This window comes from Streptomyces sindenensis (genome assembly GCF_014649035.1).
In the GTDB taxonomy this organism is placed as follows: domain Bacteria; phylum Actinomycetota; class Actinomycetes; order Streptomycetales; family Streptomycetaceae; genus Streptomyces; species Streptomyces sindenensis.
Genome location: NZ_BMSG01000022.1, coordinates 72,311 through 96,856, shown reverse-complemented (window position 1 = coordinate 96,856; position 24,546 = coordinate 72,311). Strand labels below are relative to the sequence as shown.

24 protein-coding genes are annotated in these 24,546 nt (G+C 72.7%); 11 read left to right on the top strand and 13 right to left on the bottom strand.

Going from position 1 to position 24,546, the window contains the following annotated elements; translation table 11 throughout:
* Positions 1 to 233: 233 nt before the first annotated feature.
* Positions 234 to 1,604: a transglycosylase family protein gene (locus IE145_RS34105; protein WP_189527306.1), complete on the top strand. Its 1,371-nt coding sequence runs from the start codon at positions 234 to 236 to the stop codon at positions 1,602 to 1,604.
* A 64-nt stretch (positions 1,605 to 1,668) separates the two neighbouring features.
* Here the strand turns inward: IE145_RS34105 and IE145_RS22775 are convergent, their stop codons facing one another.
* Positions 1,669 to 2,745 (bottom strand): DMT family transporter, encoded by a 1,077-nt coding sequence (locus IE145_RS22775; protein WP_189527305.1) that lies wholly within the window; start codon positions 2,743 to 2,745, stop codon positions 1,669 to 1,671.
* A 244-nt stretch (positions 2,746 to 2,989) separates the two neighbouring features.
* Between IE145_RS22775 and IE145_RS22770 the strand changes: the two genes are divergently transcribed.
* A complete protein-coding gene (locus tag IE145_RS22770; protein ID WP_189527304.1) occupies positions 2,990 to 3,694 on the top strand; it encodes a (2Fe-2S)-binding protein in 705 nt (234 codons plus the stop codon).
* A 5-nt stretch (positions 3,695 to 3,699) separates the two neighbouring features.
* On the opposite strand, the gene IE145_RS22765 is transcribed toward IE145_RS22770, so the two are convergent.
* Complete coding sequence (locus tag IE145_RS22765; RefSeq protein ID WP_189527303.1) at positions 3,700 to 4,062, bottom strand: STAS domain-containing protein; 363 nt, start codon at positions 4,060 to 4,062, stop codon at positions 3,700 to 3,702.
* Positions 4,063 to 4,285: 223 nt separating this feature from the next.
* A complete protein-coding gene (locus IE145_RS22760; protein ID WP_189527302.1) occupies positions 4,286 to 4,801 on the bottom strand; it encodes a MarR family winged helix-turn-helix transcriptional regulator in 516 nt (171 codons plus the stop codon).
* 86 nt (positions 4,802 to 4,887) lie between these two features.
* Here IE145_RS22760 and IE145_RS22755 point away from each other — a divergent pair, with 86 nt between their 5' ends.
* Positions 4,888 to 6,057 (top strand): PP2C family protein-serine/threonine phosphatase, encoded by a 1,170-nt coding sequence (locus IE145_RS22755; protein WP_189527301.1) that lies wholly within the window; start codon positions 4,888 to 4,890, stop codon positions 6,055 to 6,057.
* A gap of 32 nt (positions 6,058 to 6,089) precedes the next feature.
* On the opposite strand, the gene IE145_RS22750 is transcribed toward IE145_RS22755, so the two are convergent.
* Positions 6,090 to 6,473, bottom strand: coding sequence for a winged helix-turn-helix transcriptional regulator (locus tag IE145_RS22750; protein ID WP_189527300.1), 384 nt, complete (start codon positions 6,471 to 6,473; stop codon positions 6,090 to 6,092).
* A gap of 143 nt (positions 6,474 to 6,616) precedes the next feature.
* Here IE145_RS22750 and IE145_RS22745 point away from each other — a divergent pair, with 143 nt between their 5' ends.
* Positions 6,617 to 7,027, top strand: coding sequence for a RidA family protein (locus IE145_RS22745; protein WP_189527299.1), 411 nt, complete (start codon positions 6,617 to 6,619; stop codon positions 7,025 to 7,027).
* Positions 7,028 to 7,058: 31 nt separating this feature from the next.
* Here IE145_RS22745 and IE145_RS22740 read toward each other — a convergent pair whose 3' ends face one another.
* The 5 genes from IE145_RS22740 to IE145_RS22720 form a co-directional block, all read right to left on the bottom strand.
* Complete coding sequence (locus IE145_RS22740; protein WP_189527298.1) at positions 7,059 to 7,532, bottom strand: ATP-binding protein; 474 nt, start codon at positions 7,530 to 7,532, stop codon at positions 7,059 to 7,061.
* Positions 7,533 to 7,628: 96 nt separating this feature from the next.
* Complete coding sequence (locus tag IE145_RS22735; protein WP_030089012.1) at positions 7,629 to 8,072, bottom strand: response regulator; 444 nt, start codon at positions 8,070 to 8,072, stop codon at positions 7,629 to 7,631.
* The gene (locus IE145_RS22730) at positions 8,069 to 9,700 is read right to left on the bottom strand and encodes a sensor histidine kinase (RefSeq protein ID WP_189527297.1); all 1,632 of its coding nucleotides are present in this window, start codon (positions 9,698 to 9,700) and stop codon (positions 8,069 to 8,071) included. The genes IE145_RS22735 and IE145_RS22730 overlap by 4 nt, the downstream gene beginning before the upstream one ends.
* Entirely contained in the window at positions 9,690 to 10,925 is a 1,236-nt protein-coding gene (locus IE145_RS22725; RefSeq protein WP_189527332.1) for a PP2C family protein-serine/threonine phosphatase, read from the bottom strand. The genes IE145_RS22730 and IE145_RS22725 overlap by 11 nt, the downstream gene beginning before the upstream one ends.
* Positions 10,926 to 11,131: 206 nt before the next feature.
* Complete coding sequence (locus tag IE145_RS22720) at positions 11,132 to 12,025, bottom strand: RNA polymerase sigma factor SigF (RefSeq protein ID WP_189527296.1); 894 nt, start codon at positions 12,023 to 12,025, stop codon at positions 11,132 to 11,134.
* A gap of 188 nt (positions 12,026 to 12,213) precedes the next feature.
* Here IE145_RS22720 and IE145_RS22715 point away from each other — a divergent pair, with 188 nt between their 5' ends.
* A complete protein-coding gene (locus tag IE145_RS22715) occupies positions 12,214 to 13,698 on the top strand; it encodes an SDR family NAD(P)-dependent oxidoreductase (RefSeq protein ID WP_189527295.1) in 1,485 nt (494 codons plus the stop codon).
* Between the two features lie 358 nt (positions 13,699 to 14,056).
* Positions 14,057 to 14,233 carry a hypothetical protein gene (locus tag IE145_RS22710; protein WP_189527294.1) on the top strand — a complete coding sequence of 59 codons (177 nt, stop codon included), beginning with the start codon at positions 14,057 to 14,059 and terminating at the stop codon, positions 14,231 to 14,233.
* A gap of 11 nt (positions 14,234 to 14,244) precedes the next feature.
* Here the strand turns inward: IE145_RS22710 and IE145_RS22705 are convergent, their stop codons facing one another.
* The 3 genes from IE145_RS22705 to IE145_RS22695 all read right to left on the bottom strand — a co-directional run bounded on the left by IE145_RS22705 (position 14,245) and on the right by IE145_RS22695 (position 17,174).
* Positions 14,245 to 15,702 (bottom strand): lipase maturation factor family protein, encoded by a 1,458-nt coding sequence (locus IE145_RS22705; RefSeq protein WP_189527293.1) that lies wholly within the window; start codon positions 15,700 to 15,702, stop codon positions 14,245 to 14,247.
* Between the two features lie 90 nt (positions 15,703 to 15,792).
* Positions 15,793 to 16,305, bottom strand: a complete 513-nt coding sequence (locus IE145_RS22700; protein ID WP_189527292.1) for a DUF1990 domain-containing protein — start codon at positions 16,303 to 16,305, stop codon at positions 15,793 to 15,795.
* Positions 16,302 to 17,174, bottom strand: coding sequence for a YndJ family protein (locus IE145_RS22695; protein ID WP_189527291.1), 873 nt, complete (start codon positions 17,172 to 17,174; stop codon positions 16,302 to 16,304). The genes IE145_RS22700 and IE145_RS22695 overlap by 4 nt, the downstream gene beginning before the upstream one ends.
* 169 nt (positions 17,175 to 17,343) lie before the next feature.
* Here IE145_RS22695 and IE145_RS22690 point away from each other — a divergent pair, with 169 nt between their 5' ends.
* The 4 genes from IE145_RS22690 (at position 17,344) to IE145_RS22675 (ending at position 22,986) form a co-directional block, all read left to right on the top strand.
* The gene (locus IE145_RS22690; RefSeq protein ID WP_189527290.1) at positions 17,344 to 18,438 is read left to right on the top strand and encodes a DUF6777 domain-containing protein; all 1,095 of its coding nucleotides are present in this window, start codon (positions 17,344 to 17,346) and stop codon (positions 18,436 to 18,438) included.
* A 66-nt stretch (positions 18,439 to 18,504) separates the two neighbouring features.
* Positions 18,505 to 20,568 (top strand): SpoIIE family protein phosphatase, encoded by a 2,064-nt coding sequence (locus tag IE145_RS22685; protein WP_189527289.1) that lies wholly within the window; start codon positions 18,505 to 18,507, stop codon positions 20,566 to 20,568.
* 153 nt (positions 20,569 to 20,721) lie between these two features.
* Positions 20,722 to 22,089, top strand: coding sequence for a wax ester/triacylglycerol synthase family O-acyltransferase (locus IE145_RS22680; RefSeq protein WP_189527288.1), 1,368 nt, complete (start codon positions 20,722 to 20,724; stop codon positions 22,087 to 22,089).
* A gap of 36 nt (positions 22,090 to 22,125) precedes the next feature.
* Positions 22,126 to 22,986 carry an Fpg/Nei family DNA glycosylase gene (locus IE145_RS22675; RefSeq protein ID WP_189527287.1) on the top strand — a complete coding sequence of 287 codons (861 nt, stop codon included), beginning with the start codon at positions 22,126 to 22,128 and terminating at the stop codon, positions 22,984 to 22,986.
* A 34-nt stretch (positions 22,987 to 23,020) separates the two neighbouring features.
* On the opposite strand, the gene IE145_RS22670 is transcribed toward IE145_RS22675, so the two are convergent.
* Complete coding sequence (locus IE145_RS22670) at positions 23,021 to 23,656, bottom strand: zf-HC2 domain-containing protein (RefSeq protein WP_189527331.1); 636 nt, start codon at positions 23,654 to 23,656, stop codon at positions 23,021 to 23,023.
* A gap of 70 nt (positions 23,657 to 23,726) precedes the next feature.
* Here IE145_RS22670 and IE145_RS22665 point away from each other — a divergent pair, with 70 nt between their 5' ends.
* Positions 23,727 to 24,479, top strand: a complete 753-nt coding sequence (locus IE145_RS22665) for a LytR/AlgR family response regulator transcription factor (RefSeq protein WP_189527286.1) — start codon at positions 23,727 to 23,729, stop codon at positions 24,477 to 24,479.
* Positions 24,480 to 24,546 lie beyond the last annotated feature (67 nt).

Sequence of the window (24,546 nt, the reverse complement as noted above, 5' to 3'; positions counted from 1 at the left end):
CCGCCCCTGCGGTCCCCCGAGGCGCCGACGTCGCGTCCCAGGCCGGGGAGGGGCCTGGCCGGAAGAGTCCCCGGGGGCTGAACGCATCCGGGCGAGGGGGAAGTTCAGGGCGTCGGTATTCGGCCATGGACCGGCCGGGGGCGGCCGAGTATCACGATTTGCTTGTGATCAGTCACGGTGCGGACCTACGTTGCCCCTTGCGAGATGTACCGAAGCCAGTGGGGGAGCCACGTATGGCCGCGACCGGACGGCACCGCAGATATCAGCCCAGTCGGATCAACCGTGCCTCGCTCACGGTGACGGCGGGCGGCGCGGGCATCGCGCTCCCGCTCATCACCGCGGCCTCGGCCGGGGCCGCCTCGGGCGCGGTCTGGGAGAAGGTCGCCGCCTGCGAGTCCAGCGGCAATTGGGCCGTCAACACCGGCAACGGCTACTACGGCGGGCTCCAGTTCAGCGCCTCCACCTGGGCCGCCTTCGGCGGCACGCAGTACGCCCCACGCGCCGACCTCGCCACCCGGGACCAGCAGATCGCCATCGCCGAACGGGTGCTGGACGGCCAAGGGCCCGGGGCCTGGCCCACCTGTTCCGTACGGGCGGGGCTCACGCGCGGCGGCGACGCACCCGAGACCGCCCCGGAGACCGGGACCGCCCCGCAGAGCGCGGGCGGCCGGACGGCCCAGGCGGCGGTGGCGCCGCAGAGCGCACCGCCCAGGAAGGCGCAGACCCGTCCCGCCGCGACGACGCCCACCCATGTGCCGGGCAAGCGCGAGGCGTACACCGTCGCGAGCGGCGACTCCCTCTCCGGGATCGCGGCCGACCGGCGGGTCCCCGGCGGCTGGCAGGGCCTCTACGCCGCCAACCGCACCGTCGTCGGGGACGACCCGAATCTGATCTTCCCCGGCCAGCGGCTGAGCCTGGACGGAAGCCGGGCGCCGAAGACGGAGAAGGGGACGAAGGCCGGGAAGCCCGCGCGGCAGACCGCTCCGAAGCCCTCGGCCGCCGCCTCCGGGACGAAGAAGGCGGACCAGCGCCGGGCCGAGCCCGAGAAGGAAGCCCCCGAGCAGCGGGCGCCCGAGAAGGAAGCGCCCAAGCAGCGGGCGCCCGAGAAGGAAGCGCCCAAGCAGCGGGCGCCGAAGCAGGAGGCGCCGAAGAAGGCCGCCCCCAAGAAGGAGCGGCCCGCCCCGGAACGGGCCGTGCGGCACTCCGGTTTCAGCGCCCCGGTCGCCGCAGGCACCGGCACCCCGTACCGCCAGGCCGGCTCCTGGTCCAGCGGCTACCACACCGGTGTGGACTTCCCCGTGCCCACCGGGACGTCCGTGAAGTCGGTGGCCCCGGGCCGCGTCGTCTCGGCCGGCTGGGCCGGAGCGTACGGCTACGAGGTCGTCATCCGGCACAGCGACGGCAAGTACAGCCAGTACGCCCATCTCTCCGCGCTCCACGTGCGCGCCGGGCAGTCGGTCTCCGGCGGGCAGCGCATCGCCCGCTCCGGCTCGACGGGCAACAGCACGGGGCCCCACCTGCACTTCGAGATCCGCACGGGCCCCGGCTACGGCTCGGACGTCGACCCGCTCGCCTACCTGCGAGCAGGCGGCGTCAGGGTCTGACCCTCTGCCTGCCTGCCCGCCTGCGAGCGGCGGCGTCGGGTCCGGCTGTCCGCCTGCCTCCCGCCTACCTCCGGGCGGGCGGCGTCAGGGTCTCGACCCTCCGCTCGGAGCGGGAGCGCCGCAGGGTGGCTCCGCCGCGCCGCTGCTGCTCCCCGAGCCGGTCCGGCGTGCCGAACTCCACCTGCGGCACGGCGCGCCCCGGCGGCAGGGGCGACGACGTGGCCGCCCTGGGCAGCTGACCGGACGCCGGTTCCGGAACAGCCGGGACCGCGAGCCGGGCGCCGGAGCCCGCCGGCTCCGCCTCCTCGGCATGTTCCCGGTTCATCCGCTCCCGCGTCAGCATGATCAGGCCGGCCGCGGCCAACGCCCCGCAGGACAGGGCCAGGACGGTGCCGGGGACGCCGAGCCGGAAGTGCTCGCCGAACAGGGTGATGCCGATGGCGGCGGCCACCACCGGGTTGACCACCGTCACCGTCGCCAGCGGCGCCGTGAGCCCGGCGCCCCGGTACGCCGCCTGGGACAGGAACAGGCCCGCCGCGGCGAGCCCGGCGATCACCAGCAGCGGCAACGCACCCGAGCGCACCGAACCGGACGTCCACTCCACGGCCACCGTCTTCGTGAACACCGAGGCCATACCGAACGCCGCGCCCGCGCCCGTGGCCAGGACGATGCTGCGCAGGACCGGCCGGCGCAGCGTACGGGAGAGGACGACGAGGGCGGCGACGGCCCCGAACGTCACCGAGGCCAGCAGCGCCTGCTCCGGGCCGTTCAGGGTGTGCGGTTCGGCGTTCCCCGTGAGCGCCAGCAGTCCGCCGAGCCCGGCCGTCGCCATCAGCGCCCCGCGCCACGCCATGGCCCCCGCCCGCCGTCCGACGAACAGGGCCGCCATCGGCAGGGCGAAGACGATCGTCAGTGCCCCGAGGGGCTGGACCAGGCTGAGCGGACCGTAAGCGAGCGCCACCACGTGCAGGACCGCGCCGATTCCGTTGAGGACGACGGCGATCCACCACACGCCGTTGCGCAGCAGGGCGTGCCAGGCGTTGTCATCGGTCGCGGCAACGCGCTCCTGGATGATCGCCCCGGCCGCGTAGGCGACCGCGGAGATCAGTGACAGCAGCACGGACAACGCAAGGGAGCTCATGTACACCACGATGTCCCGTCCGGGGCCCCACGTCGTCGTCCTTGAGTCTTCACTTCGGCCTACTGCCCCAGTAGTACGCCCTTCGGACCGACGTCCTCCTCCCGACGGTAGTCCTGCCTCCCCCGGCCGTCAGAAGTTGTCGCGCGGCGGATACGGTGAGCCGCCGGGGCGCCACAGCCGGTGTGCGCGGGACCGGTCACCGGGCAGGGCCGGGGACGGACCGGAAACGGAGGGGGAGCAGGCCATGGACCTGGCACCACTGGCTTCGGTCGGGGGATTCTTCGCGCTGCGGACCACCCCGGTGCCGGAGGGCGGGCACCGGCCGCTGGAACGCCTGTACGCGGGCGAGAACGCGCCGCTCGCCGCGCGTGTGGACCGGGTCGCGGCGCGCCTCCGGACCCCCGAGCGCCGGGTCGCCGCCTCCATCGCCCATCTCGGGCTTGCCGCGCGGCTCTGGTCCATCGCCCTGGGCCCGGCCGCGCTGTTCGGGCGGATCCCCGCCCTGGCCCCCGGCGATCTGCACTGGGACCCGGCGTCCACCTCCCCGGACGACCTGTGGCTGGCGGGGACGGCCGAACGGCCCGGCACGGCGGCCCGGATCCGCGAGGAGGTCCAGTACGGGCATCTGGCCCCGCTGGCCGAGGCGTTCCGGCGGGACGGGAACATCTCGCCGCGACTGCTGCGGGGCAACGCGGGATCCGCGCTCGCCGGGGCCGTACGCGAACTCGTCGCCTTCGCGCGTGCCCAGGACCGGCCGGACGTGGCCGCACGGGCCCGCGCGCTGGCGGCCGAGCTCTTCGCCGACGAGGCGCTGCGCGACACGGGTTCCCCGCACGGCCCGGCGTTCCGGCGGCGCAGTTGCTGCCTGTACTGGCGCTGTCCCGACGGCGGGCTGTGCGGCGACTGCGTGTTCGACCGGGCGCCCGGCTCCGCGCGGGCCGGAGCGTAACGCGGTCAGGAGGGCGGTACGGCGTCGATGGCGTCGTCCACGGACGGCAGGACGGGCAGGGCGCTGTCGAGGCCGATCATGCCGATCAGGCGTTGCATGAACGGGGAGGGGGCCGCCAGTCGCAACCGGTCGCCGAGCGCGGTGTGCCCCTGGAGGAGCACGTTCACCGTCGTCGAATCCGCGAAACCCACACCGGAGAGATCCACGACGACCGGGCCCGAGCCGTTGTCGGCCGCGGAGGACAGGGCCAGGCCCAGGGGGGTGACGCTGTCGATGTCGAGGTCTCCCGACACGGAGAGAACCAGGGCTTCCCGCTCCCGCCGGGTGGTGATTCTGACGGCTCGGTCCTCGTTGGGCGATGAAAGCACGGAAGGCACCTCGGGCGGGATCGGAAGGGAGCGGGGAGCCGTGGCGCCGGACGGGTCGGCATTGTTCCGTCCCTGGTCGCGGCGGGGTAACGGGATAACGATAGAAGTAACAGTTGCCATTTGACAACATTCTCCATCGGGTAACAATCTGATCGCCGACGGTTGATCGTCCGGCTGTCGACGGCGCAGTGCCGATGGATGCGGAAGCAGGGGCTGGATGAGGCTAGGCGCTGTCGGCGACATTTCTGCGGAGCGGGGAGGCGTCCGTACCCCTTTGCGGAGAAAGGCGCTCCGAAGCAGCGGCGTGGAAGGCCGCGAGACCGTCCGTGAGCGCGGCGAGGTCGGCGGGAGCCATCCGCTCCAGCACCGCGTTCAGCTCGGCGGCGCGCAGGGCCCGGTACTCTTCGAGAAGGGCGCGGCCGCGCAGGCTCAGCCGCAGTTCCACCTCGCGCCGGCTGGTCGGGCTGGGCGCCCGCAGGACGAGCCCCATCGCCTCCATCCGGTCGCAGAGCCGGCTGACGGAGGGGGCGCGCGAGCCCAGGGCCTCACCCAGGGCCCGCAGGTTGGTGCCCTCCTGCCTCTCGATCACGAGCAGGGCCCGAAGCTGGGAGGGCGATACGGTTCCCGAGGCGGCGGATTCCTGGCCCCGGCCCCAGAGCACCTCCAGCAGCTCCGAGGCGGCGACGGCGTAGGCGGACGCCTGTTCGCTGCTGCTCGGGCGGAATCCTCGATGGGGCATTCAGCCACTGTGTCACCCGCCACCCCCGCTTGTCAGCCCGAGCCCGGCCCTTACCACGTCGCAGGAAGAAGATTGCGCGAGAGACCGTGAACAGACGAACGGACATCGAGGCCGCCGTGCGGGCCGCAGCACCGCACGCCCTGCTGGCGACCCTGCGCACCCAGCTCAGCGCCGCGTACGGGGCCCTCGCGGTGGAGCTGCACCTCGCCGACTACAGTCTGCGGGTCCTGAAGTCGCTGGACCGGCCCGACGCCGAGAACGAGCCGCTGTCCCTCCACCACAGCCCCGAGGGCCGGGCGTTCGACAGCCAGGAGCCCCGCGAACAGCAGGTCCGGCACAACGACGCCGTCGATCACTACCTCCCCGTCACCGTACGGGGCGAGCGGCTCGGCATCCTCACCGTCCGGCTGCCCCGGGCGCTGTCCACCCCTGAGCTGGTCGGCGAACTGGCCCACGTCGCCGACCTGCTGGGACACGAGATCCTGGTGGCTGAGCGGGACACCGACCTGTACCAGCGCGCCCGGCGCACCAGCCGTCTCACCCTCGCCGCGGAGATGCAGTGGCAGTTGCTGCCGGCCCGCGCCTGCACCGCCGCCGAGTTCGCCATCGGGGCCCAGCTGGAGCCCGCGTACGCCATCCACGGCGACAACTTCGACTGGGCCGCCGACGGCGAGGAGCTGACCCTCGCGGTGACCAACGGCATGGGCGAGGGCATACAGGCCTCCCTCCTCACCAACCTCGCCGTCAACGCCCTGCGCAACGCCCGTCGGGCCGGCATCGGCATCGCGGACCAGGCGGCCCTCGCCGACCAGGCGCTCTACGACCAGCACCGCGGCGCCTCGCACGTCTCCACCCTGCTGCTCCGTTTCGAGCTGGCGACGGGGCGGGTCGGCGTCGTCGACGCGGGATCGCCGCAGCTGTGGATCCAGCGCGGGCGTTCGGTGCGCCGGATGGAGCTGGAGGCTCAACTGCCGCTCGGCATGTTCGAGGAGTCGCAGTACACGGTCCAGGAGTTCCAGGTCGAGCCCGGCGACCGGCTGCTGCTGTTGAGCGACGGCGTGTACGACGCGGTGTCCCCGCTCGGCGAGGCGTACGGGGACCGCATGCTGGCCCGCGCCATCCAGTCGACCCGGCTGCTGCCCGCCGCCACCGTCCCGCGCGCGATACTCGGCGAGCTGGCGGACTACCGGGTCACGGAGACGCTGGACGATGCGCTCGTGCTGTGCCTGGACTGGTTCGGCCGGCAGAAGGACTGACCGGGAAGGGGGGCCGGCCGGACTCGCACCGGCTAGGAAGCGTCGAAGGCGCGGCGGGAGGTCTCGATGTGGCCGATGTGCTCATGGGTCCAGTCGCACATCACATGGACCGTCCGGCGCAGGCCCTGGCCCGGCTCGGTGAGCGTGTACTCGACCCGCGGCGGCACGGTGGGGTGCACGCACCGCTCGACGAGTCCGTAGCGCTCCAGCATCCGCAGGTTCTGGGTGAGCATCTTGTGGCTGATGCCCTCGACCTCGCCCCGCAGCTCGCTGAAGCGGAGGGTGCCCTCGCCCAGGGCCTCGATGATCAGCAGTGCCCACTTGTTGGCGACGTCGGAGAAGATCTCGCGCGCCAGCGAGTCCGCGCGCCGCAGATCCGCGTCCTCGGGCGAGCCGCTGAACTGCTTGGTCACCATCAGGTTCCCCTGTCACCGAAAAGTGCGTTCTTCCCTGTCGGCCTACACTCTCCTACGGTTCCTGAGTAACCACAAGTGACCGGTAACCCTCCGGTCCGGTGGAGAACCGGGGGCACGGCCCCCGGAACGAGGAGGCGAGAGGTATGGCCATCACCCTGGTGGACCCGAGCGGACTGCCGGAGATCGGCGCCTATCGACAGGTGTCCGTCGCGACCGGCTCGAAGCTGGTCTTCGTCGCGGGACAGGTCGCCTGGGACGAGGAGGGCGCCACCGTCGGTGCCGGCGACCTCGCCGCGCAGGTCGAGCAGTGTTACGTCAACGTCGGCACGGCCCTCGCCGCGGTCGGCGGCACCTTCGACGACGTGGCGAAGCTGACCGTGTACGTCGTGGACTGGACGCCCGAGAAGATGCCGCTGTTCGTGGAAGGCGTGACCCGGGCCGCCGCGCGACTGGGGACCACTCCCGTGGCGCCCGGCACGTTGGTCGGCGTCGCGGCTCTGGACATCCCCGACCACCTGGTCGAGGTCGAGGCCACCGCCGTGCTCGACTCCTGAGGGGAGCTGCGGCCGGGCGGGCCGGCGTAGCTCAGGTGCTGAGCTGGAACTCCGCGCGGATCCGCTTGCCCACCGGCACCCGCTCGGCGGTGAGCCGGTCGCACAGCGCCACGACGATCTCCATGCCGTGGCCGCCGAGTCGGGACGGGTCGGGGGCGTACAGCACGGGCATCGCGGTGCTGCTGTCGTAGACCGTGACGCTGATGAGCTGCGCGTTGCCCTCCAGCTCCAGCAGGTAGGGGCCGTGGCTGTAGCGGTCGGCGTTGGTGACCAGCTCGCTGACGGCCAGCATCAGATCGCTGCGCGTGTGTTCGCCGATCGGGGCGAGGCACTCCACCGCGAGCCTCGTCAGGAAGCGGTCGGCGAGCGCACGGGCCAGCGCGATGCAGCCCGGCTCGCCGTCGAAGACCTCGGCGCTGAGCAGGACCTCGGTGGCGGGGGGTACCTCGACGAGAGCCGGCCCCTGACCCGGTTCTTCCGGTGGGGAGGTGACCTGTTCGTTCATGTGCTCCAGCCAGGGCGCCGCAGTGAGGTCGGAGACCTTTTCCGCCAATCGTCTACCCGTGGCGAAGGATCCCACTCCAGGAGATCCGGACCGATCCTACGCACGTCCGGGCAGTCGCACCACGGTCACGAAGAACTCGTCGATCTGGCGCACCGCGGCGATGAACTGGTCGAGGTCCACCGGCTTCGTCACGTAGGCGTTGGCGTGCAGTTTGTAGCTGCGCAGGATGTCCTCCTCGGCCGAGGACGTGGTGAGCACGACCACCGGGATGAGGGAGAGCTCGGGGTCGCCCTTGATCTGCTCCAGCACCTGCCGGCCGTCGTACTTGGGCAGGTTGAGATCCAGGAGCACCAGGTCGGGCCGTGGGGCCTCGGTGTACTCGCCGCGCCGGTAGAGGAAGTCCAGCGCCTCCTGCCCGTCGCGCACGACATGCAGGGTGTTGCGGATCTTGTTGTCCTCGAAGGCCTCACGGGTCATCAGCTCGTCGCCGGGGTCGTCCTCGACGAGCAGGACCTCGATGGGCTGGACAGGGGTGTTCACGAAGCGTCTCCCGGCTGGCTGGTGAGCAGGGCGGGAGCGAGCAGCTCCGCCGTGGTGTGCGCGGGCGCCTCGGGCGCCACGGGCAGGGTGAAGTGGATCCGGGTGCCTTCGCCCGGTTCGGGCTCCAGCCAGATCCGGCCACCGTGGAATTCGATGATCTTCCGGCAGAGCGCCAGGCCGATGCCGGTGCCGTCGTACTCGTCGCGGGCGTGCAGCCGCTGGAAGATGACGAACACCTTGTCCGCGAACTCGGGCGCGATCCCGATCCCGTTGTCCGAGACGGTCAGGTGCCAGTTCTCGTCCTCGCGCATGCAGTCGACGACGATCCGGCAGGGGACCTCCGGCCGGCGGAACTTCACCGCGTTGCCGATGAGGTTCTGCCAGAGCATGGTAAGGGCGGTGGCGTCCCCGACGAGCTCCGGCAGCTCCTCGGGCCGCTCGACGACCGCCCCCGACTCCTCGACCGCCGCGGCCAGATTGCCCAGCGCACGGTCGAGGGACCGCCCCAGATCGACGGGCTTCCAGCTCTCCTGGACCCGGCCCACCCGGGAGAACGTCAGCAGGTCGTTGATGAGGACCTGCATCCGCTTGGCGCCGTCGACCGCGAAGGCGATGTACTGCTTGCCCCGGTCGTCCAGCTCCGTCCCGTACCGCTTCTCCAGCAGCTGGCAGAACGAGGCGACCTTGCGCAGCGGCTCCTGGAGGTCGTGCGAGGCGACGTACGCGAACTGCTCCAGCTCCGCGTTGGAACGGCGCAGCTCCTCGGTCTGCTCCGAGAGCAGGGACTCGCGGTCCTGTGCCTCGGCCAGCTCGTCGGCCAGCCGCCGCCGCATGTCCTCCACCGCCCCCGCCACGGCATGCACGTCGGAGGGTCCCTTGACCTCGATCCGCTTGCCGAAGGCTCCGGCCCGCACCCGGTCCGACGCGTCGCGCAACCGGTTCAGCGGGACGCCCACCACCCGGTGGAGCAGTACGCTCAGCGCCACGATGGTGAGCACGAGGACGCCGAGCAGAGTGCCCACCACCCAGTCCCGGGTGGAGCGCGCGTCGTTCAGGTCGGCCCGCGCCCGGTCACGGGCCTCGGCCAGGTGGCCCTGCTGGGCGGTGTACGCGCGCCGCAGGCGGTCGAACTCCGCCTTGCTGCTCTGGAGCTGTGCGGTGGTGCCGGAGCGGCTGGGACCGCTGTCCCTCACCGCCGCGATCAACGGTTCGGCCTTGTCCTGCCGCCACCGGCCGGCGGCGGCCTCGATGACGTCCAGGTCCTTCGCGAGCCGCCCGTCGTCGCCGACCAGCTCCCGCGCCAGGGCCAGCCGCTCCCGCTCCGCGCTCTTCCCGGCCTCGTACGGCTCCAGGAACGACCGGTCACCGGTCAGGGCGAACCCCCTGACCCCCGTCTCCTGGTCGAGCAGGGCGTTCTGGAGCTGGAAGGAGACCGATCGCGCCGGCTGGATACGGTCCACCAGCTCGTCGGTGCGCTCCGACATCCGGGACAGCACCAGACCGCCGATCACCAGGCAGCCGCAGACGACCACGACGAAACCGCCGAGTATCAGGTGGACCCAGGACTGCACCGACAGCCGGGCGGCGAGGCCCTTGTCCGGTATGGCTTCGGCCCTGTCAGTGCTCATCGTCGTCCGATCCCCAGCCCAGGTGCAGTACGGCCACGTCGTCCGCGAGGCCGCCGTAGGGCGCGGCTCCCTCGGAGGCTCCCGCCACCAGGGCGTCCACGAACGCGCGAGCCGGAAGATGTCCGTTGGCCCGTGCCATCGCCAGCAGCCCTTCCTCGCCGAGCCGGCTGTCCGGCCCGTCGCGCCCCTCGAAGAGCCCGTCCGTGAAGAGCACCAGAGCCGCGCCGGGCGGCAGCGGGACGTCCACCGTCGGCCAGCTGCCCACCCCCGGCAGCAGCCCGAGCGCCATACCGCCCCGGGGCTCCACCCAGCTGACGTCCGTGCCCTGGCGCAGCAGCAGGCCCGGGTGGCCGGCCCGCAGGACCTGGACGTGCTGCTGACCGGGCGGGAACGCCAGCGAGGTGACGGTGGCGAACACATGCGAGTCCGAGCGCTCGGCGACCAGGATCTCCTCCAGCAGGGCGATCTGCTCCGGGTGGGACGTGCCGCACAGCACGGCGGTACGCCAGGCCACCCGCAGACACACGCCGAGCGCGGCCTCGGCGGCCCCGTGCCCGGAGACATCGCCGATCACCGCGTGCACCGTGCCGTCCGCGGTCTGCACGACATCGTAGAAGTCACCGCTCAGCAGCCCGTGGACACGCCCCGGCTCGTAGCGGGCGCGGGCCCGGAAGCGGTCGTCCCGCAGCAGGGGAACGGGCAGCAGGCCGCGCTCCAGCCGGGCGTTCTCCTGGGCGATCAGCTGGTTGGCGCGCAGGGCCGCCGCGGCCCGTTCCACTTCCTTGCGCTGCAGGGCGTAGCGGATCGCGCGCGCGAGCACCTCGGGGTCCAGGCGGCCCTTGACCAGGTAGTCCTGGGCGCCTCCGGCGACCGCGCGGAGCCCGGTGCCGGACTCCTCGAGACCGGTGAGGACGACGATCGCGGCGTCGCTGTCGGACGCCAGTATCTGTCGCACGGCGTCCAGGCCGTGGACGTCGGGAAGGTGCAGGTCGAGAAGCACGCACACGGGGGCGGTGGAGGCGGCCAGGAAGGCGCGCGCCTCGGCCAGCGTCTTGCACCAGGTGAGGGCGGAGTCCAGTTCGCTGTCGGTGAGCATCTCCTCGACGAGGAGCGCGTCACCCGCGTCGTCCTCCACGAGCAGGATCGCCGCGTCGAGATTCCACAGCGGGGGCTCGGCCGGTTGCGAGGCGCCGACCTGCTGGGAGGGAATTCCGGAGATGCCCACAGGAATCGGCGCAGTGCCCACGGGCGACTCGGTCAACCCTCCACCCCCTCGTTCGACGGCGCGGTTCGTCCGGCCTGATCTTCAGGAAGCATAGGCGAGCGACGGACCTCGTGGCGGACGGGGCCTCCGGGCCGACGGCACGAAGCCGCCCGCCCGGAGGGGAGGACGGCTGAATTCCGTGCGCAGCGCGGAAGGTTCGGGCAGGCTCAAGCCTCGACGCTCATGCCCTTGCGCAACTGCTGGACGATCCTGCTGAGCAGTCGCGACACATGCATCTGGGACACGCCCAGCTCCTCGCCGATCTGCGACTGCGTCATCTCCGCCCCGAACCGCATCTGCACGATCCGGCGCTCCCGGTCGTCGAGCTGCTCCAGCAGCGGGGCCAGGGTGTGCAGGTTCTCGACGGTCTCCATGCCCGGATCCGGCTCGCCGAGGACATCGGCGTACGCCCGCTGCTCCTGGCCGGAGTCGCTGTCCGCGGAGGGGGTGTCGAGGGAACCGGCCGAGTAGCCGTTGGCGGCCACGAGCCCCTCGATGATCTCCTCCTCGGGAAGGTCGAGGTGGGCGGCCAGCTCCTTGACGGTGGGGTCGCGGTCGAGCCGGGCGGAGAGCTGCTCCTTCGCCTTGGCGAGGTCCACGCGCAGCTCCTGGAGGCGCCGCGGCACATGCACCGACCAGGTGGTGTCACGGAAGAACCGCTTGATCTCCCCGACGATGTAGGGGACGGCGAAGGTGGCGAACTCGACCTCGCGGGACAGGTCGAACCGGTCGATCGCCTTGATCAGGCCGATCGTGCCGACCTGGATGATGTCCTCGGTGTCGTCACCGCCGCGGTTGCGGAACCGGGACGCGGCGAAGCGCACCAGGGAGAGGTTCATCTCGATCAGCGTGTTGCGCGCGTACTGGTGCTCGTGCGTGCCCTCCTCCAGGACCTGGAGCCGGTCGAAGAAGATCTTCGACAGGGCCCGGGCGTCCTGCGGGGCGATCTTTCCGGCGTCCTCGACCCAGGGCAGCTCTCCGGAGACGTCCGCCGTCCGCACGCCGGTGCGGTCGCCGCTCAGCGGCGTCGTCCCGGTGGCTCGCGCTGACATCGCCGTCATGGTGTCACCCTCCCTGCTGCCCAATGTGTCGGACGGTCGCCTGCCCGGTTCTCGCGAAGTCATGCCTGTCGTCTTCCGCTTTTCTTCGCCCGAACGGAGCAGTGGCCCACGCATGGCAAACTTGAGCGGGGTGTTTCGGCCTGCGGTGATCCACGACCCGCGGCGATGAGGATGACAGAGGAACGGCAATGACGGTGACAGAGGACAGCCCGGAGTTCGCTCCCGGAATCGAGGAGTTCGGTCCCGGGATCGACCCGGAGCGGCTGGCCGTCTGCCTGAGCGTGCTCGACGAGCTCGACAAGATCGAGGTGGACCACCCGGACGCCATCCTCGTCCGCCGCGCCACCGCCGGGATCTACCGCACCGTGAAGCAGCGCCGCCGCCAGGAGCGCCGTGCCGCGAAGACCGCCCACGACCGGGCCGTCACCGAGGCCACGGCGACCGGCTCGGCCGAGCGCATCGACGACGAGACGCAGGGCGTGCTGCCCTCCTCCTCGGCCACGGCCGAGATCGCGGGCATTCTCCAGCGCCCGAGGTCCTGCTACATCTGCAAGACGCGGTACGTCGAGGTGGACGCGTTCTACCACCAGCTCTGCCAGCCCTGCGCCAAGGAGAACCGCTCCCGCCGCGAGGCCCGGACCGACCTGACCGGACGCCGGGCGCTGCTCACCGGCGGCCGGGCGAAGATCGGCATGTACATCGCGCTGCGGCTGCTGCGGGACGGCGCTCACACCACCATCACCACCCGCTTCCCCAACGACGCGATCCGCCGCTTCAAGGCGATGGAGGACAGCGACGAGTGGATCCACCGGCTGAAGATCGTCGGCATCGACCTCCGCGACCCGGCCCAGGTCGTCGCGCTGGCCGACTCCGTCGCCGCCGAGGGCCCGCTGGACATCCTGATCAACAACGCCGCCCAGACCGTGCGCCGCTCCCCGGGGGCCTACAGCGAGCTGGTCGGCGCGGAGTCGGCGCCGCTGCCGGCGGGCGAGCTGCCCGCCGCCGAGGTCATCGGCACCTTCAACAGCGGTTCGGTCGACCGGGTCGCCGCCCTGCCCTCCGCCCGCAAGGAGGGCCTGAGCGCCCAGGAGGTCACCGACCTCGCCCTGGTCACCGGCTCCGCCTCGCCGGCCCGGATCGCCGCGGGCACCGCGATCGACGCCGGCGGCCTCGTCCCCGACCTGCACGACACCAACAGCTGGATCCAGACGGTCGACGAGGTCGAGCCGATCGAGCTCCTCGAAGTCCAGCTCTGCAACTCCACCGCTCCGTTCATCCTGATCAGCCGGCTGCGCCCGGCGATGGCGGCCACCGCGGCCCAGCACGCGTACGTCGTCAACGTCTCCGCCATGGAGGGCGTCTTCAGCCGTGGTTACAAGGGCGCGGGCCACCCGCACACCAACATGGCCAAGGCCGCGCTCAACATGCTGACGCGCACCAGCGCCCAGGAGATGTACGAGAAGGACGGCATCCTGATGACGGCCGTGGACACCGGCTGGATCACCGATGAGCGCCCGCACCCGGACAAGATGCGCCTCGCCGAGGAGGGCTTCCACGCCCCCCTCGACCTGGTCGACGGCGCGGCCCGGGTCTACGACCCGATCGTGCGCGGTGAGGGTGGCGAGGCCCTCTACGGCTGCTTCCTCAAGGACTACGCCCCGGCCAACTGGTAGTCCGAACGGCCCAACCGGCCCGACGTTCTCCGCGCTGCGGCAAAGAACCCGGCCCAGGATGTTCCTGGGCCGGGTTTTCGCTGTCCCCGGTGGCCGAAAGTGACCTACCGCACACGTTCTATCGAGCGCGGCGGCGCTCATTTGGTTAGGCTGAGGCGAACGGACGCCATCGAGGGGCCCACGAAGGTTCCTCGACCGTCCTGGGACACCGTCGGTAACCCGGCCGCTGTTCCGCCCCCAACCGGCGCCACCGCGACCGAAATATCACCATCCCTGCCCCGCTCGGGGCGGTCGCGCTCCGGCATCGGTGCCGGAGCGTCGGCGACGCCCTGGGTGACGCGACACAGAGGAGTGCGCGGTGACGACACCGGAACTGACCGAACGCGAAATGCGCCCCGCCGAACGGACCCACGGGCGGCCCGGCGGCCCCGAGAAGCTGCGGAACATCGAGGTCTGGGCCAGGTCCGCCCCGATCCGCCTCGCCGGATACGAGGACGACCTCGCCGAGCCGCACATCCTGCCCGGCATCGACTGACCCCCGAGGATCTACCGGCGCGCCCCGCGGCCCGTTTCCCCGCCCTCCCGCTCCGGCGGCAGCGGCCGGGAGACGGGCCGCAGGAATTCCCGGACGTACGTGCGGTGCCACCAGCATCCGGTGGCCCGCAGCTCCCGGAGCCCGGTGAACCGGTAGTGGAACACCCGGGCGCGCACGTGGCGGGGCGGTGCGTCGGGGAACGGGTTGTGGGCGAGCAGCCGGAGCGTGTCCCGGTCGCCCTCCAGCAGCCGGTCGACGAAGGGGCCGAACCAGGAGCGGGCGTACGCGGGGGAGAGCGCGGCGAACCACATCATCCAGTCGAGCCGCAAGTGGTACGGGGCGAACGGACGCGGCAGCCTGCGCGGATCTCCCGGCTTGCCCCGGAAGCCGTACTCCCGCCACTTTGAACCCTCGCGCACCACCGGATCGGCGCTGCCCTCCACCACGACCTCCAGCCGCATCCGGCTGACGGAACCGAACGCGCCATAGGTGTTCACCAGGTGCAGGGGGTCGTAGGACCGGTTCATCGCCTGCCGTCGCGAGAGCAGATTGCGCGCCGGGCGGTAGCTGAGCACCAGCACCAGGGCGGTCACGGCGATGACGACCACCTCGTACCAGAGGGGCGGCGCGGTCCGGGCCGGCGGCGGCCCGGCCAGGGGAGTCCAGTCGATCACGGAGAGCGCCAGCGCGATGGTGAGCCAGTTCAGCCAGGCGAAGTTCCCCGACAGGACCAGCCAGAGCTGGGTGAGGACCATCAGTCCGGCCGCCGCGCTCGCCACCGGCTGCGGGGTGAACAGCAGGAAGGGCACCAGGAGCTGGGTGACATGGTTGGCCGCCACCTCCACCCGGTGCACGGGCCGGGGCAGATGGTGGAAGAACCAGCTCAGCGGTCCCGGCATCGGCTGGGTCTCGTGGTGGAAGTCCAGGCACGTCAGCCGCCGCCAGCACGCGTCGCCGCGCATCTTGATCAGCCCCGCACCGTACTCCACCCGGAACAGCAGCCACCGCAGCAGCCACAGCACCAGCACGGGCGCGGCGGTGTCCCCGGTGCCGAGGAAGATGGCCAGGAACCCCGTCTCCAGCAGCAGTGACTCCCAGCCGAACCCGTACCAGACCTGGCCCACCTGGACGATCGACAGATACAGCGCCCACGGCAGCGCCCACAGCAGCATCCCGCCCCACAGCGGCAGCAGACCGTCGAGACCGGCGATCAGCGCCACCGAGACGGCGCAGCCGCCCCAGGCGACGGCGGCGAAGAGGCGGTCCGAGTAGTGCAGCCGGAAGAGCCCCGGAGCGGCTCGCCAAGGAGTGCGCCGCAGCAGTTCGGGGGCGGGCAGCATGCCGCGCTCGCCGATCAGCGCCCGGAACTGGAGGGCGGCGGAGAGGAAGGCGGCCAGATAGACCACGGCCAGCGCCCGCTGGAAGATCAGCCGGCTCAGCCAGTAGCCGTCCGCGGTGAACCATTCCATCCCTGCCAGTATCGGCCGTCGGGCGGCCCGGGGCTTTCCGCCGGCCGATACCGGCGGTTCCCGGGCCCCTCCGCTCGCGGGCCGGGCGGGTCAGCCCGCGGCGACGATCCGGCGGAGCGTCCGGCCGAGCCTGCGCGCGTACCAGTGCTGCGCGACCGGCACCAGCGGCCCGGCGAGCCGGGTGTACCAGGAGGCGGGCCGCGAGAACGCCAGGACGGTGAACCAGACCGTGCCGTCGTCCGCGAGGTCCACCACGAAGCACTCCTCGCCGCGCTCCGGATGCCCGGCCAGGGTGCCGTAGCCGAAGCCGGTACGGCTGTCCTCCCCGTACGCCGTCCAGATCACCTCGCACGGGGCGGTGAACCGCAGCGGGCCCAGGCCCAGGGAGACCCGGACGCCGCCGCCGGGCTCCGCGCGCCGTGCCGAAGCCTCCACCCGGGCGCCCGACGCCCGGTGCATCCGCCACTCGGTTATCGCCGCGCCGGCGGCCGCGAAGTCCGCCGCGCCCCGGCCGACCCGGGTGCGGTGGTGGAGGTGGTGGTAGCCGCGGGGGAGCGGGCCGAGGCGGGTCGCGCCGACCTCCGGGTAGCTGAGGGTGCTCATGCGGTCCTGCCTTCGGTGTGGGTGTGGACGGCGGTGCGGGTTTCGGTGCGGGCGGCATCGTGGGTGTGGATGCGCCGCCAGGCCAGGAGTGAGCAGAGCGCGAAGCCCAGCGCGTTGCCCAGGCCATGGGTGGCGGCCATCCAGGTCAGGGTCAGGTGGGGGAGCCCGGTCGCCTCGCCGAGCGCCCAGCTCAGCGCGAGCAGCATCGTCGCCACCAGGACGGCGGCGGAGGCGAGCAGGAGGAGCCGCGTCGTCCGGTCCCGGCCCTCCTCGTGCCCCATCCGCCAGGTCAGCAGGCCCACCGTCCACATTCCGGCCGTCAGGACGACGGCCCCGGTGAGTTCGGCCCAGTCCCCGATGAAGTAGCCGACGAGGACGAGCAGGGTGCCCAGCGGCACGCTCAGCGCGGCGAAGCGGCCCGCGGGGCCGTCGCAGACCCGGCAGACCAGTCCGGCGATCAGGGCGGCGGCGAATCCGGCGAAGTGGAAGTGCGGCACGGTCAGCGCCAGGATGCCGAGGCCGAACCCGAACAGCTCGTGCCCCGAACGCTCGGCGACCAGGGCGGTCGCGGCGACCGTCGGGGTGACCAGCGCGGTGAGCAGGGCGATCCCGGCCGGGTCGAGGTCCCGGCCCCGGGCCACGCGGCGCGGGGCGTGCAGGGCGAGCAGCGCGGCCCCTACGGCGTAGACGCCGGCGAGCGCCGTGGCCGTGGCACCGCGCGGCAGCCAGAGGGCGAGCGCTCCCGGCGCGGCGAAGAGGGGCCAGAGGCGGCGGATCCGCTCCAGCTCCGGTTGCCCGGTCAGCTGCAGACCCACCGGCACGACGACGAGCATGCCCAGCATGACGATGGCGTTGACCAGTACGGACATGCTTCCCCCTCCATCGTTTGAACGTGTTCAACTTCTGGTCATGAGCGTAGAGGATTAATTGAACGCGTTCAAGGCGGGGGTGGGGGCGTCCGTCCGCTTGCGGGTCCGTGCCCGGTGCGGCACAGATGGTGACACCGATCCGCATCCCCGGGACAGGCAGGAGACCTCTGTGCGCTCACAAGGACGTTTCCGGCGTACCGCGCTCACCGCGCTGTCCGCCGGGGTGCTGCTCGCCGTCGCCGGCTGCGGCCAGGGCGGCGACCGCACGGCGAAGGGCACCACGGGCACCGCGGAGGCCAAGGACGTCCTGCTCCAGCCGCTCGCGTCCCCCGGCCCCGGGCCGTTCACCGCGTCCACGGCGCGGGCGGCGGACGCCCCGTCCCCCTCCGGCGCACCGGACGGCGAACCGGGCTCCGCCACCCGTACGGTCCATCCGGTCTCCGGCGCCGTCCCCGGGCTCTACGGCGGCACCCGATCGGTCGCCGCCTGCGATGTCGAGCGCCAGACCACCCTCCTGACCGACGACAAGGCCAAGGCGGGCGCCTTCGCCGAGGCGGCCGGTATCGAGGCCGTGCAGATCCCGGGCTATCTGAGGTCCCTGACCCCGGTCGTCCTGCGCGCCGACGCCCAGGTCACCAACCACGGCTACAGCGCCGGATCGGCCACCGCCTTCCAGGCCGTGCTCCAGGCGGGCACCGCCGTCCTGGTCGACAGCCGCGGAATGCCCCGGGTCCGCTGCGCCTGCGGCAACCCGCTGGGGCCGCCCGTGGTCGCCGACGGGAAGGTCGCCCACCGGGGCGAGCGCTGGCCCGGCTACGACCCCGCGCGCATCGTGGCCGTCGAGCCCGGTGTCAAGGCGGCCACGAGCCTGATCATCGTGAACGCCGACGACAACACCTGGATCGAGCGGGCCATGGGCGACAGCGGCGGCCGGGACCGGGACCCGGACGACCCGCCGCCCTTCGAACCCGACGCCGACCTGCTCTTCCCGTCCCCGGGCCGCCCCTCCGAGCCCCCGGACCCCGCCCCGTCCGACCCGGCCCCCTCCGAGCCGGAAGCGCCGACGGACCCCGGCCCCGACGAGTCGTCCGACGACTTCGGCGACCCGCTGCCCGAGGAGCCGTGGGAGTACGAGGAGGGTGACCCGGAGGAGGTGGTGCCCGAGCCGACCCAGGTCTTCCCCGCCGAGCCGGGGGAGCCGGATGTGCCCGCGGAGCCGGACGCGCCCATGGAAGCGGACCTCGGCGACGTGTTCGCCGGTTGACCGGGCGATGTCCGACCGGCGGAAGCGGACAAGAGGAATCGGGAAAATGGTGGCAGAGTGGCCCACATGGATGATCGGGTAGCGGGTGCCCTGTCACTCCCCGACGACTGGCCCGCCCGCCCGGACCTCAGCCTCGCCCTGAACCGTATGGGCAGCTTCGACTGGGACCTCGACACCGGCCTGATGCACATGGACCGGACCGCCCTCGACGTGTTCGATCTGACCCCGGACGAATACGACGGCCGGCCGGCCTCGCTGGCGCCGCGCGTGCCGACAGACGAGGCTCAGCGCCTGGACGCGCTGGTCTCGCACGCCCTCAAGAGCGGGCGCACCGACTACGGGGCGTACTTCCGCGTCCAGCGGCGCGACGGCACCCTGCGCTGGACGCACACCCAGGGGTTCGTCCGCCGCGACGGGAGCGGACGCCCCCGCCGCATCATCGGGATCGTCCGCGACGCCACCCAGGAACTGGCCGACTCCACCGCCCGGCGCGAACTGGACGAGGAGCGCCGCCGGCGCACCAGCCTGGTCGAGGGCACCACCGCCGCCCTGGCCCACGCCCGTACGGTCAAGGACGTCATCGCCGTCCTCAAGAACTCCCAGGGCCTCGCCCACCTCGGAGCCACCAGCCTCGTCATGGGGCTGCTGGAATCCGGCCGCATCCACCTGGTGGCCGACGGCCCCGAAGGCGCGTACGTCCCCGGCACCCGGTACACCCGGGTGGACGAGCAGTACCCGATGAGCGAAGTCGTCCGCACGCTGTCTCCGCGCTTCATCGAGTCCGCCGAGGACTTCGCCGCCTCCTACCCGATCCTGTGGCGCAACATCAGCCACCTCGGGATCACCTCCGCCGCCTATATGCCGCTGATCGCCCAGGCCCGCCCGATCGGCGCGCTCGGCCTGCTCTACCGGGACAAGGACGGCTTCACCGCCGACGAACGCAATCTGCTGATGGCGCTCGGCACCTCGATCGCCCAGAGCCTCCAGCGCGCGATGCTCTACGAACAGGAGCACGACCTGGCGGAAGGCCTCCAGCAGGCCATGCTGCCGCGCCGGATCCCGTCCGTCCCCGGTGCGCAGGTCGCCGTCCGCTACCGCTCGGCCCGCCTCGGCCGGGACATCGGCGGCGACTGGTACGACCTGATCCCGCTGCCCGGCGGCCGGGTCGGCGCCGTCATCGGCGACGTCCAGGGGCACGACACCCACGCCGCCGCCGTCATGGGGCAGCTCAGGATCGTGCTGCGCGCGTACGCCGCCGAGGGGCACAGCCCCGCCACGGTCATGGCGCGCGCCTCCGTCTTCCTGCACGAACTGGACACCGACCGCTTCGCCACCTGCACCTATGCCGAGGCCGACCTCACCACCGGGGTGGTGCAGGTCGTCCGCGCCGGGCATGTGGACCCGGTGGTGCGGGACGTGGACGGGAGCTGCCGCCGCGTGGTGTCCGAGGGAGGTCTGCCGCTCGGCCTCTCGGCGGAGTTCGGCCGGCTGGAGTATCCGGTCTCCACGGTCGAGCTGGACCCCGGCCAGACCATGATCCTCTTCACCGACGGCCTCGTCGAACTGCCGGGATCCGACCTGGACGAAGGCATGCAGCGGCTCACCGCCCTCGTCGCCAACGGCCCCCAGGACCTCCAGAAACTGGCCGATCAACTCTGTGACGCGGTCGACGGGAGCGGCGGCCAGGACGATGTCGCGGTCCTGCTGCTGCGCCGCCGGGCCGCCCACGCCCCGCAGCCGGGCGGCCGGCTCCAGCAGCACGTCGCCCAGAACGACCCCGAGGCGCTGAGCTCGTCCCGGCACATGATCCGGGCCGCGGTCCGGGCCTGGGGGGCGAAGGACCGGGCCGACGAGATCGAGCTCGCGGCCGACGAGCTGATCACCAACGCGCTGATGCACACCGACGGCGGTGCCGTCGTGACGATCCGGGTGCTCGCCGGAACCGAGCGGCGGCTGCGCGTCGACGTCGAGGACCGCTCCAGCGCCCTGCCCCGGCGCCGCGACGCGGGGGAGGACGGGGTGTCGGGACGCGGCCTGATGCTGGTCGACCGGCTGGCCGACGTCTGGGGCGTGGAGTCGCGGGGGAGCGGCAAATGCGTGTGGTGCGAGTTCCTCATCCCGACCCGCTGAAGGCCGGCCCGGCGCAGCCCGTACGACCGTGACCGACGCACCGATGTAACAGTACGTAATATGTCTGTGCTTGACCGTGACTGACTGCAAACGATTGACTGCGAGGGGGCCTGCCCACCCCGGCCCCGCCGCTTCGACGACATGAGGCCCCTGTTGAGTACCGAGCTTCTCGCCCCGCTCGACCTGGCGTTCTGGCACCTCGAATCGGACGCCCACCCGATGCACCTGGGCGCGCTCGCCGTCTTCGCCCCGGTGCCCGGCGCCGGCCCGGAGCGGATCCTCGAACTGCTCGGGACCCGCGCAGCCGCGATTCCCCGGCTGCGCATGTCCGTACGGGACGTCCTGCTGCCGGTCGGCGGCAAGGCCTGGACGGTGGACAAGGACTTCGACGTGCACCGGCACGTCGAGCGGGTCGTCGTGCCCGACGCCGACTTCATGGCGGGGGCCACCCGGCTGGCCGGCGAACTGATGGAGCGGCCGCTCGGGCGCGGGCTGCCGCCCTGGCGGATGTACCTGATCGGCGGCGCGGCCGACGGGCCCTTCGCCGTCCTGGTCAAACTGCACCACGCCCTGGCCGACGGGATGCGGGCGGTCGCCATCGGGGCCGGCATCTTCGACGAGATCGCCGCCGTCACCGGGGCCCGCACCACCGCCCGGGGCCGCACCGCCGTCCCGCCCCGCTCCTGGCTGCCCGACCCCAGGGAGATGGCGGGCATGGCGCTCGGGCGGCTCGGCGAGGTCGGCCGGGCACTCGGCGTGGGGGCCTCCGTCGTCCGCGCCGGCCGCCTCGACCTGTGGGGCCCCTCCCCGCTCACCGCTCCCTCCAGCGGCACCCGGCGCCTGGCCACCGCCCACCTCGATGCCGGGGACCTCCAGCGGATCCGGCGCGCCGAGGGCGGCACCGCCAACGACGTCCTCCTGGCCGTCGTCGCCGGGGCGCTGCGCCGCTGGATGACCGAGCGGGGCGAGCCCCTGCCCGCCGCGGACCCGCGCGCACTGGTCCCCGTCTCCCGGCGCCGCCCGGGCGGGACCGCCGCCTCCGGCAACCGGCTCTCCGCCTATCTGCTGGGTCTGCCGGTCACCGCGGCCGACCCGCAAAGACGGCTCCGGGCGGTCCGGGCCGCGATGGACCGCAACAAGGCGGCGGGCCCCCTGAAGGGCGCCGGGGCCGTCGCCGTACTCGCCGACCAACTGCCGCCGCTGGCCCACCGGTTCGGTGCACCGCTCGCGGCCAACGCCGCCCGCCTGCTCTTCGACGTCCTGGTCACCAGCGTGCCGCTGCCCCGCTCGGCGCTCTCGCTGGGCGGCTGCCCGCTGACCGCCCTCTACCCCATGGCGCCGCTGGCCCGGGGCCAGTCCCTGGCGGTCGCCCTGTCCACCTACGGCGGGCGGGTGCACGTGGGCCTGGTGGCCGACGGCAAGGCGCTGCCCGACGTGGACCGGCTCGCCGCCGCGGTCGAGGACGAGTTCACGGAGCTGTCCGCCCTCGTCACCGGCCCGGACCGCGCACCGGTGTCCTGACAGGCAGCGGCGTACCGGCTGCGGCAGGCTTGAACCATGCCCGAACTGCCCGAAGTCGAAGCCCTGCGGGTCTTCCTCGCCGACCACCTGGCCGGCAAGGAGATCGCCCGCGTCCTCCCGCTGGCGATCAGCGTCCTGAAGACGTACGACCCCCCACTGACCGCCCTGGAGGGCACGAGGGTCACCTCGGTCGCCCGGCACGGCAAGTTCCTCGACATCGAGGCGGGCGGACTCCACCTGTGCACCCACCTCGCCCGGGCCGGCTGGCTCCGCTGGAAGGACTCCTTCCCCGCCGCCCCGCCCCGCCCCGGCAAGGGACCGCTCGCCCTCCGCCTGGTCACCACGGACGGCGACGGCTTCGACCTGACCGAGATGGGCACCAAGAAGAGCCTCTCGGTCCATCTCGTCCACGACCCCGTGAACGTCTCCCGTATCGCGACCCTCGGCCCCGACCCCCTCGCCGACGCCTTCGACCGCGACGCGTTCGCCGCGCTGCTCGCCGGGGCACGTCGCCAGATCAAGGGAGCGCTGCGCGACCAGTCGCTGATCGCGGGCATCGGCAACGCCTACAGCGACGAGATCCTGCACGTCGCGAAGATGTCCCCGTTCAAGCGGACCGCCGACCTGACCGAGGACGACGTCACCCGGCTGTACACGGCGCTGCGCACCACCCTGCGGGAGGCCGTGGACCGCTCCCGCGGGGTGGAGGCGGGCAGACTCAAGGCGGAGAAGAAGACCGGGATGCGGGTCCACGGGCGGACCGGCGAGGCCTGCCCGGTCTGCGGGGACACCATCCTGGAGGTCTCCTTCAGCGATTCCGCGCTCCAGTACTGCCCCACCTGCCAGACCGGCGGAAAACCGCTGGCCGACCGCAGGCTCTCCAAGTTCCTCAAGTAGCGGCGGACCCGCGTTCCCGCAGTGGGCCTCCGGCTCACCGCGTCACCGTCACCAGCCGCCGCCCGTCCGCCGTGCGCACCTCGAAACGGTCGATGCCCTCCGGCCTCAGCGCCGCCCCGCCCGACACCTCCACCGGACCGTCCTCCGCGCCGCCGGCCGACCAGCCGCCCACCGTCTCCTCGCTGCCGTCCCGGCCCACCGCCACCAGCGCGCACGCCCCCACCACCGGAACCCGCGCCACCTCCAGCGCCACCGCCGTCCCCCACTCGTGCCCCGCCGCCGTCACCACCGCCGCCGCCCCCGACGCCCCGTCCGTCCCGGACCACCGCTGCGCGCCCGCACCGTCCGCCGGCCCGCCCGACACTCCGGCCACCGCCGCCGGGCCGCCCACCGCCAGCACCACCGCGGCCGCCCCCAGGGCGAGCCGCCGCCGGCCCGCCCTGCGCCGCCCCGCCGCCACCGCGGCCGTCAGACGTTCCGCGAGCCCGGACCCCGGGCCCACCGGCGGCCCCACCTCCGCCAGGCCCTCCCGTACCCCGGCGAACTCACCGGCCCGCAGCCGGCACCCCGGACAGTCCGCCAGGTGCTCCTCGAAGCGGAAGGTGTCGGCGCTCCCGAGCACACCCAGCGCATAGGCCCCCACCCGGACGTGGGGTTCGGTCGTCTGCATGTACTGCGGTACGGGAACAAGCCGCGCATCACTCACGCCATCGGCCGCCACAGGTCCTAAACTCCGGCCCATGCTGCGCGTACTCGCCGTCGACGACGAACAACCCGCCCTGGAGGAACTCCTCTACCTCCTGCGCGCCGATCCCCGGGTCCGCAGCGCCGAGGGCGCCACCGGGGCGACCGAGGCACTGCGCCGCATCGGCAGCGCCGTGGAGGCGGGCCCCGACGACCCGTCCGCCATCGACGTGGTCTTCCTCGACATCCACATGGCCGGTCTCACCGGTCTCGACGTCGCCCAGCTCCTCGCCGGGTTCGCCGCGCCCCCGCTCATCGTCTTCGTCACCGCGCACGAGGGCTTCGCCGTCCACGCCTTCGACCTCAAGGCCGTCGACTACGTCCTCAAACCGGTCCGCCGCGAACGCCTCGCCGAAGCCGTCCGCCGCGTCGCCGAACAGGTGGGGGACCGGTCCGCACCCGTCCACGACGGTGCGAGCGACCAGATCCCGGTCGAACTCGGCGGCGTCATCCGCTTCATCCCCATCGACGAGATCGCCTACGCCGAAGCCCAGGGCGACTACGCCCGCCTGCACACCGCCGGCGGCAGCCACCTCGTCCGCATCCCGCTGTCCACCCTGGAGGAGCGCTGGCGTTCCCGCGGCTTCGTCCGGATCCACCGCCGCCACCTCGTGGCGCTGAACCGGATCGACGAGCTGCGCCTGGACGCGGGCAGCATGAGCGTGCGCATCGGGGGGGCCGAGCTCGCCGTCAGCCGCCGCCACACCCGCGCCCTGCGTGACCTCCTGATGCGCCAGGGCGGCCGCTGACCCAGGCCGCCAGGTCGCCGCTGACCTGGGGAGACCTGCCGGAAGCCCTTCCCAGCACCACCCGGCG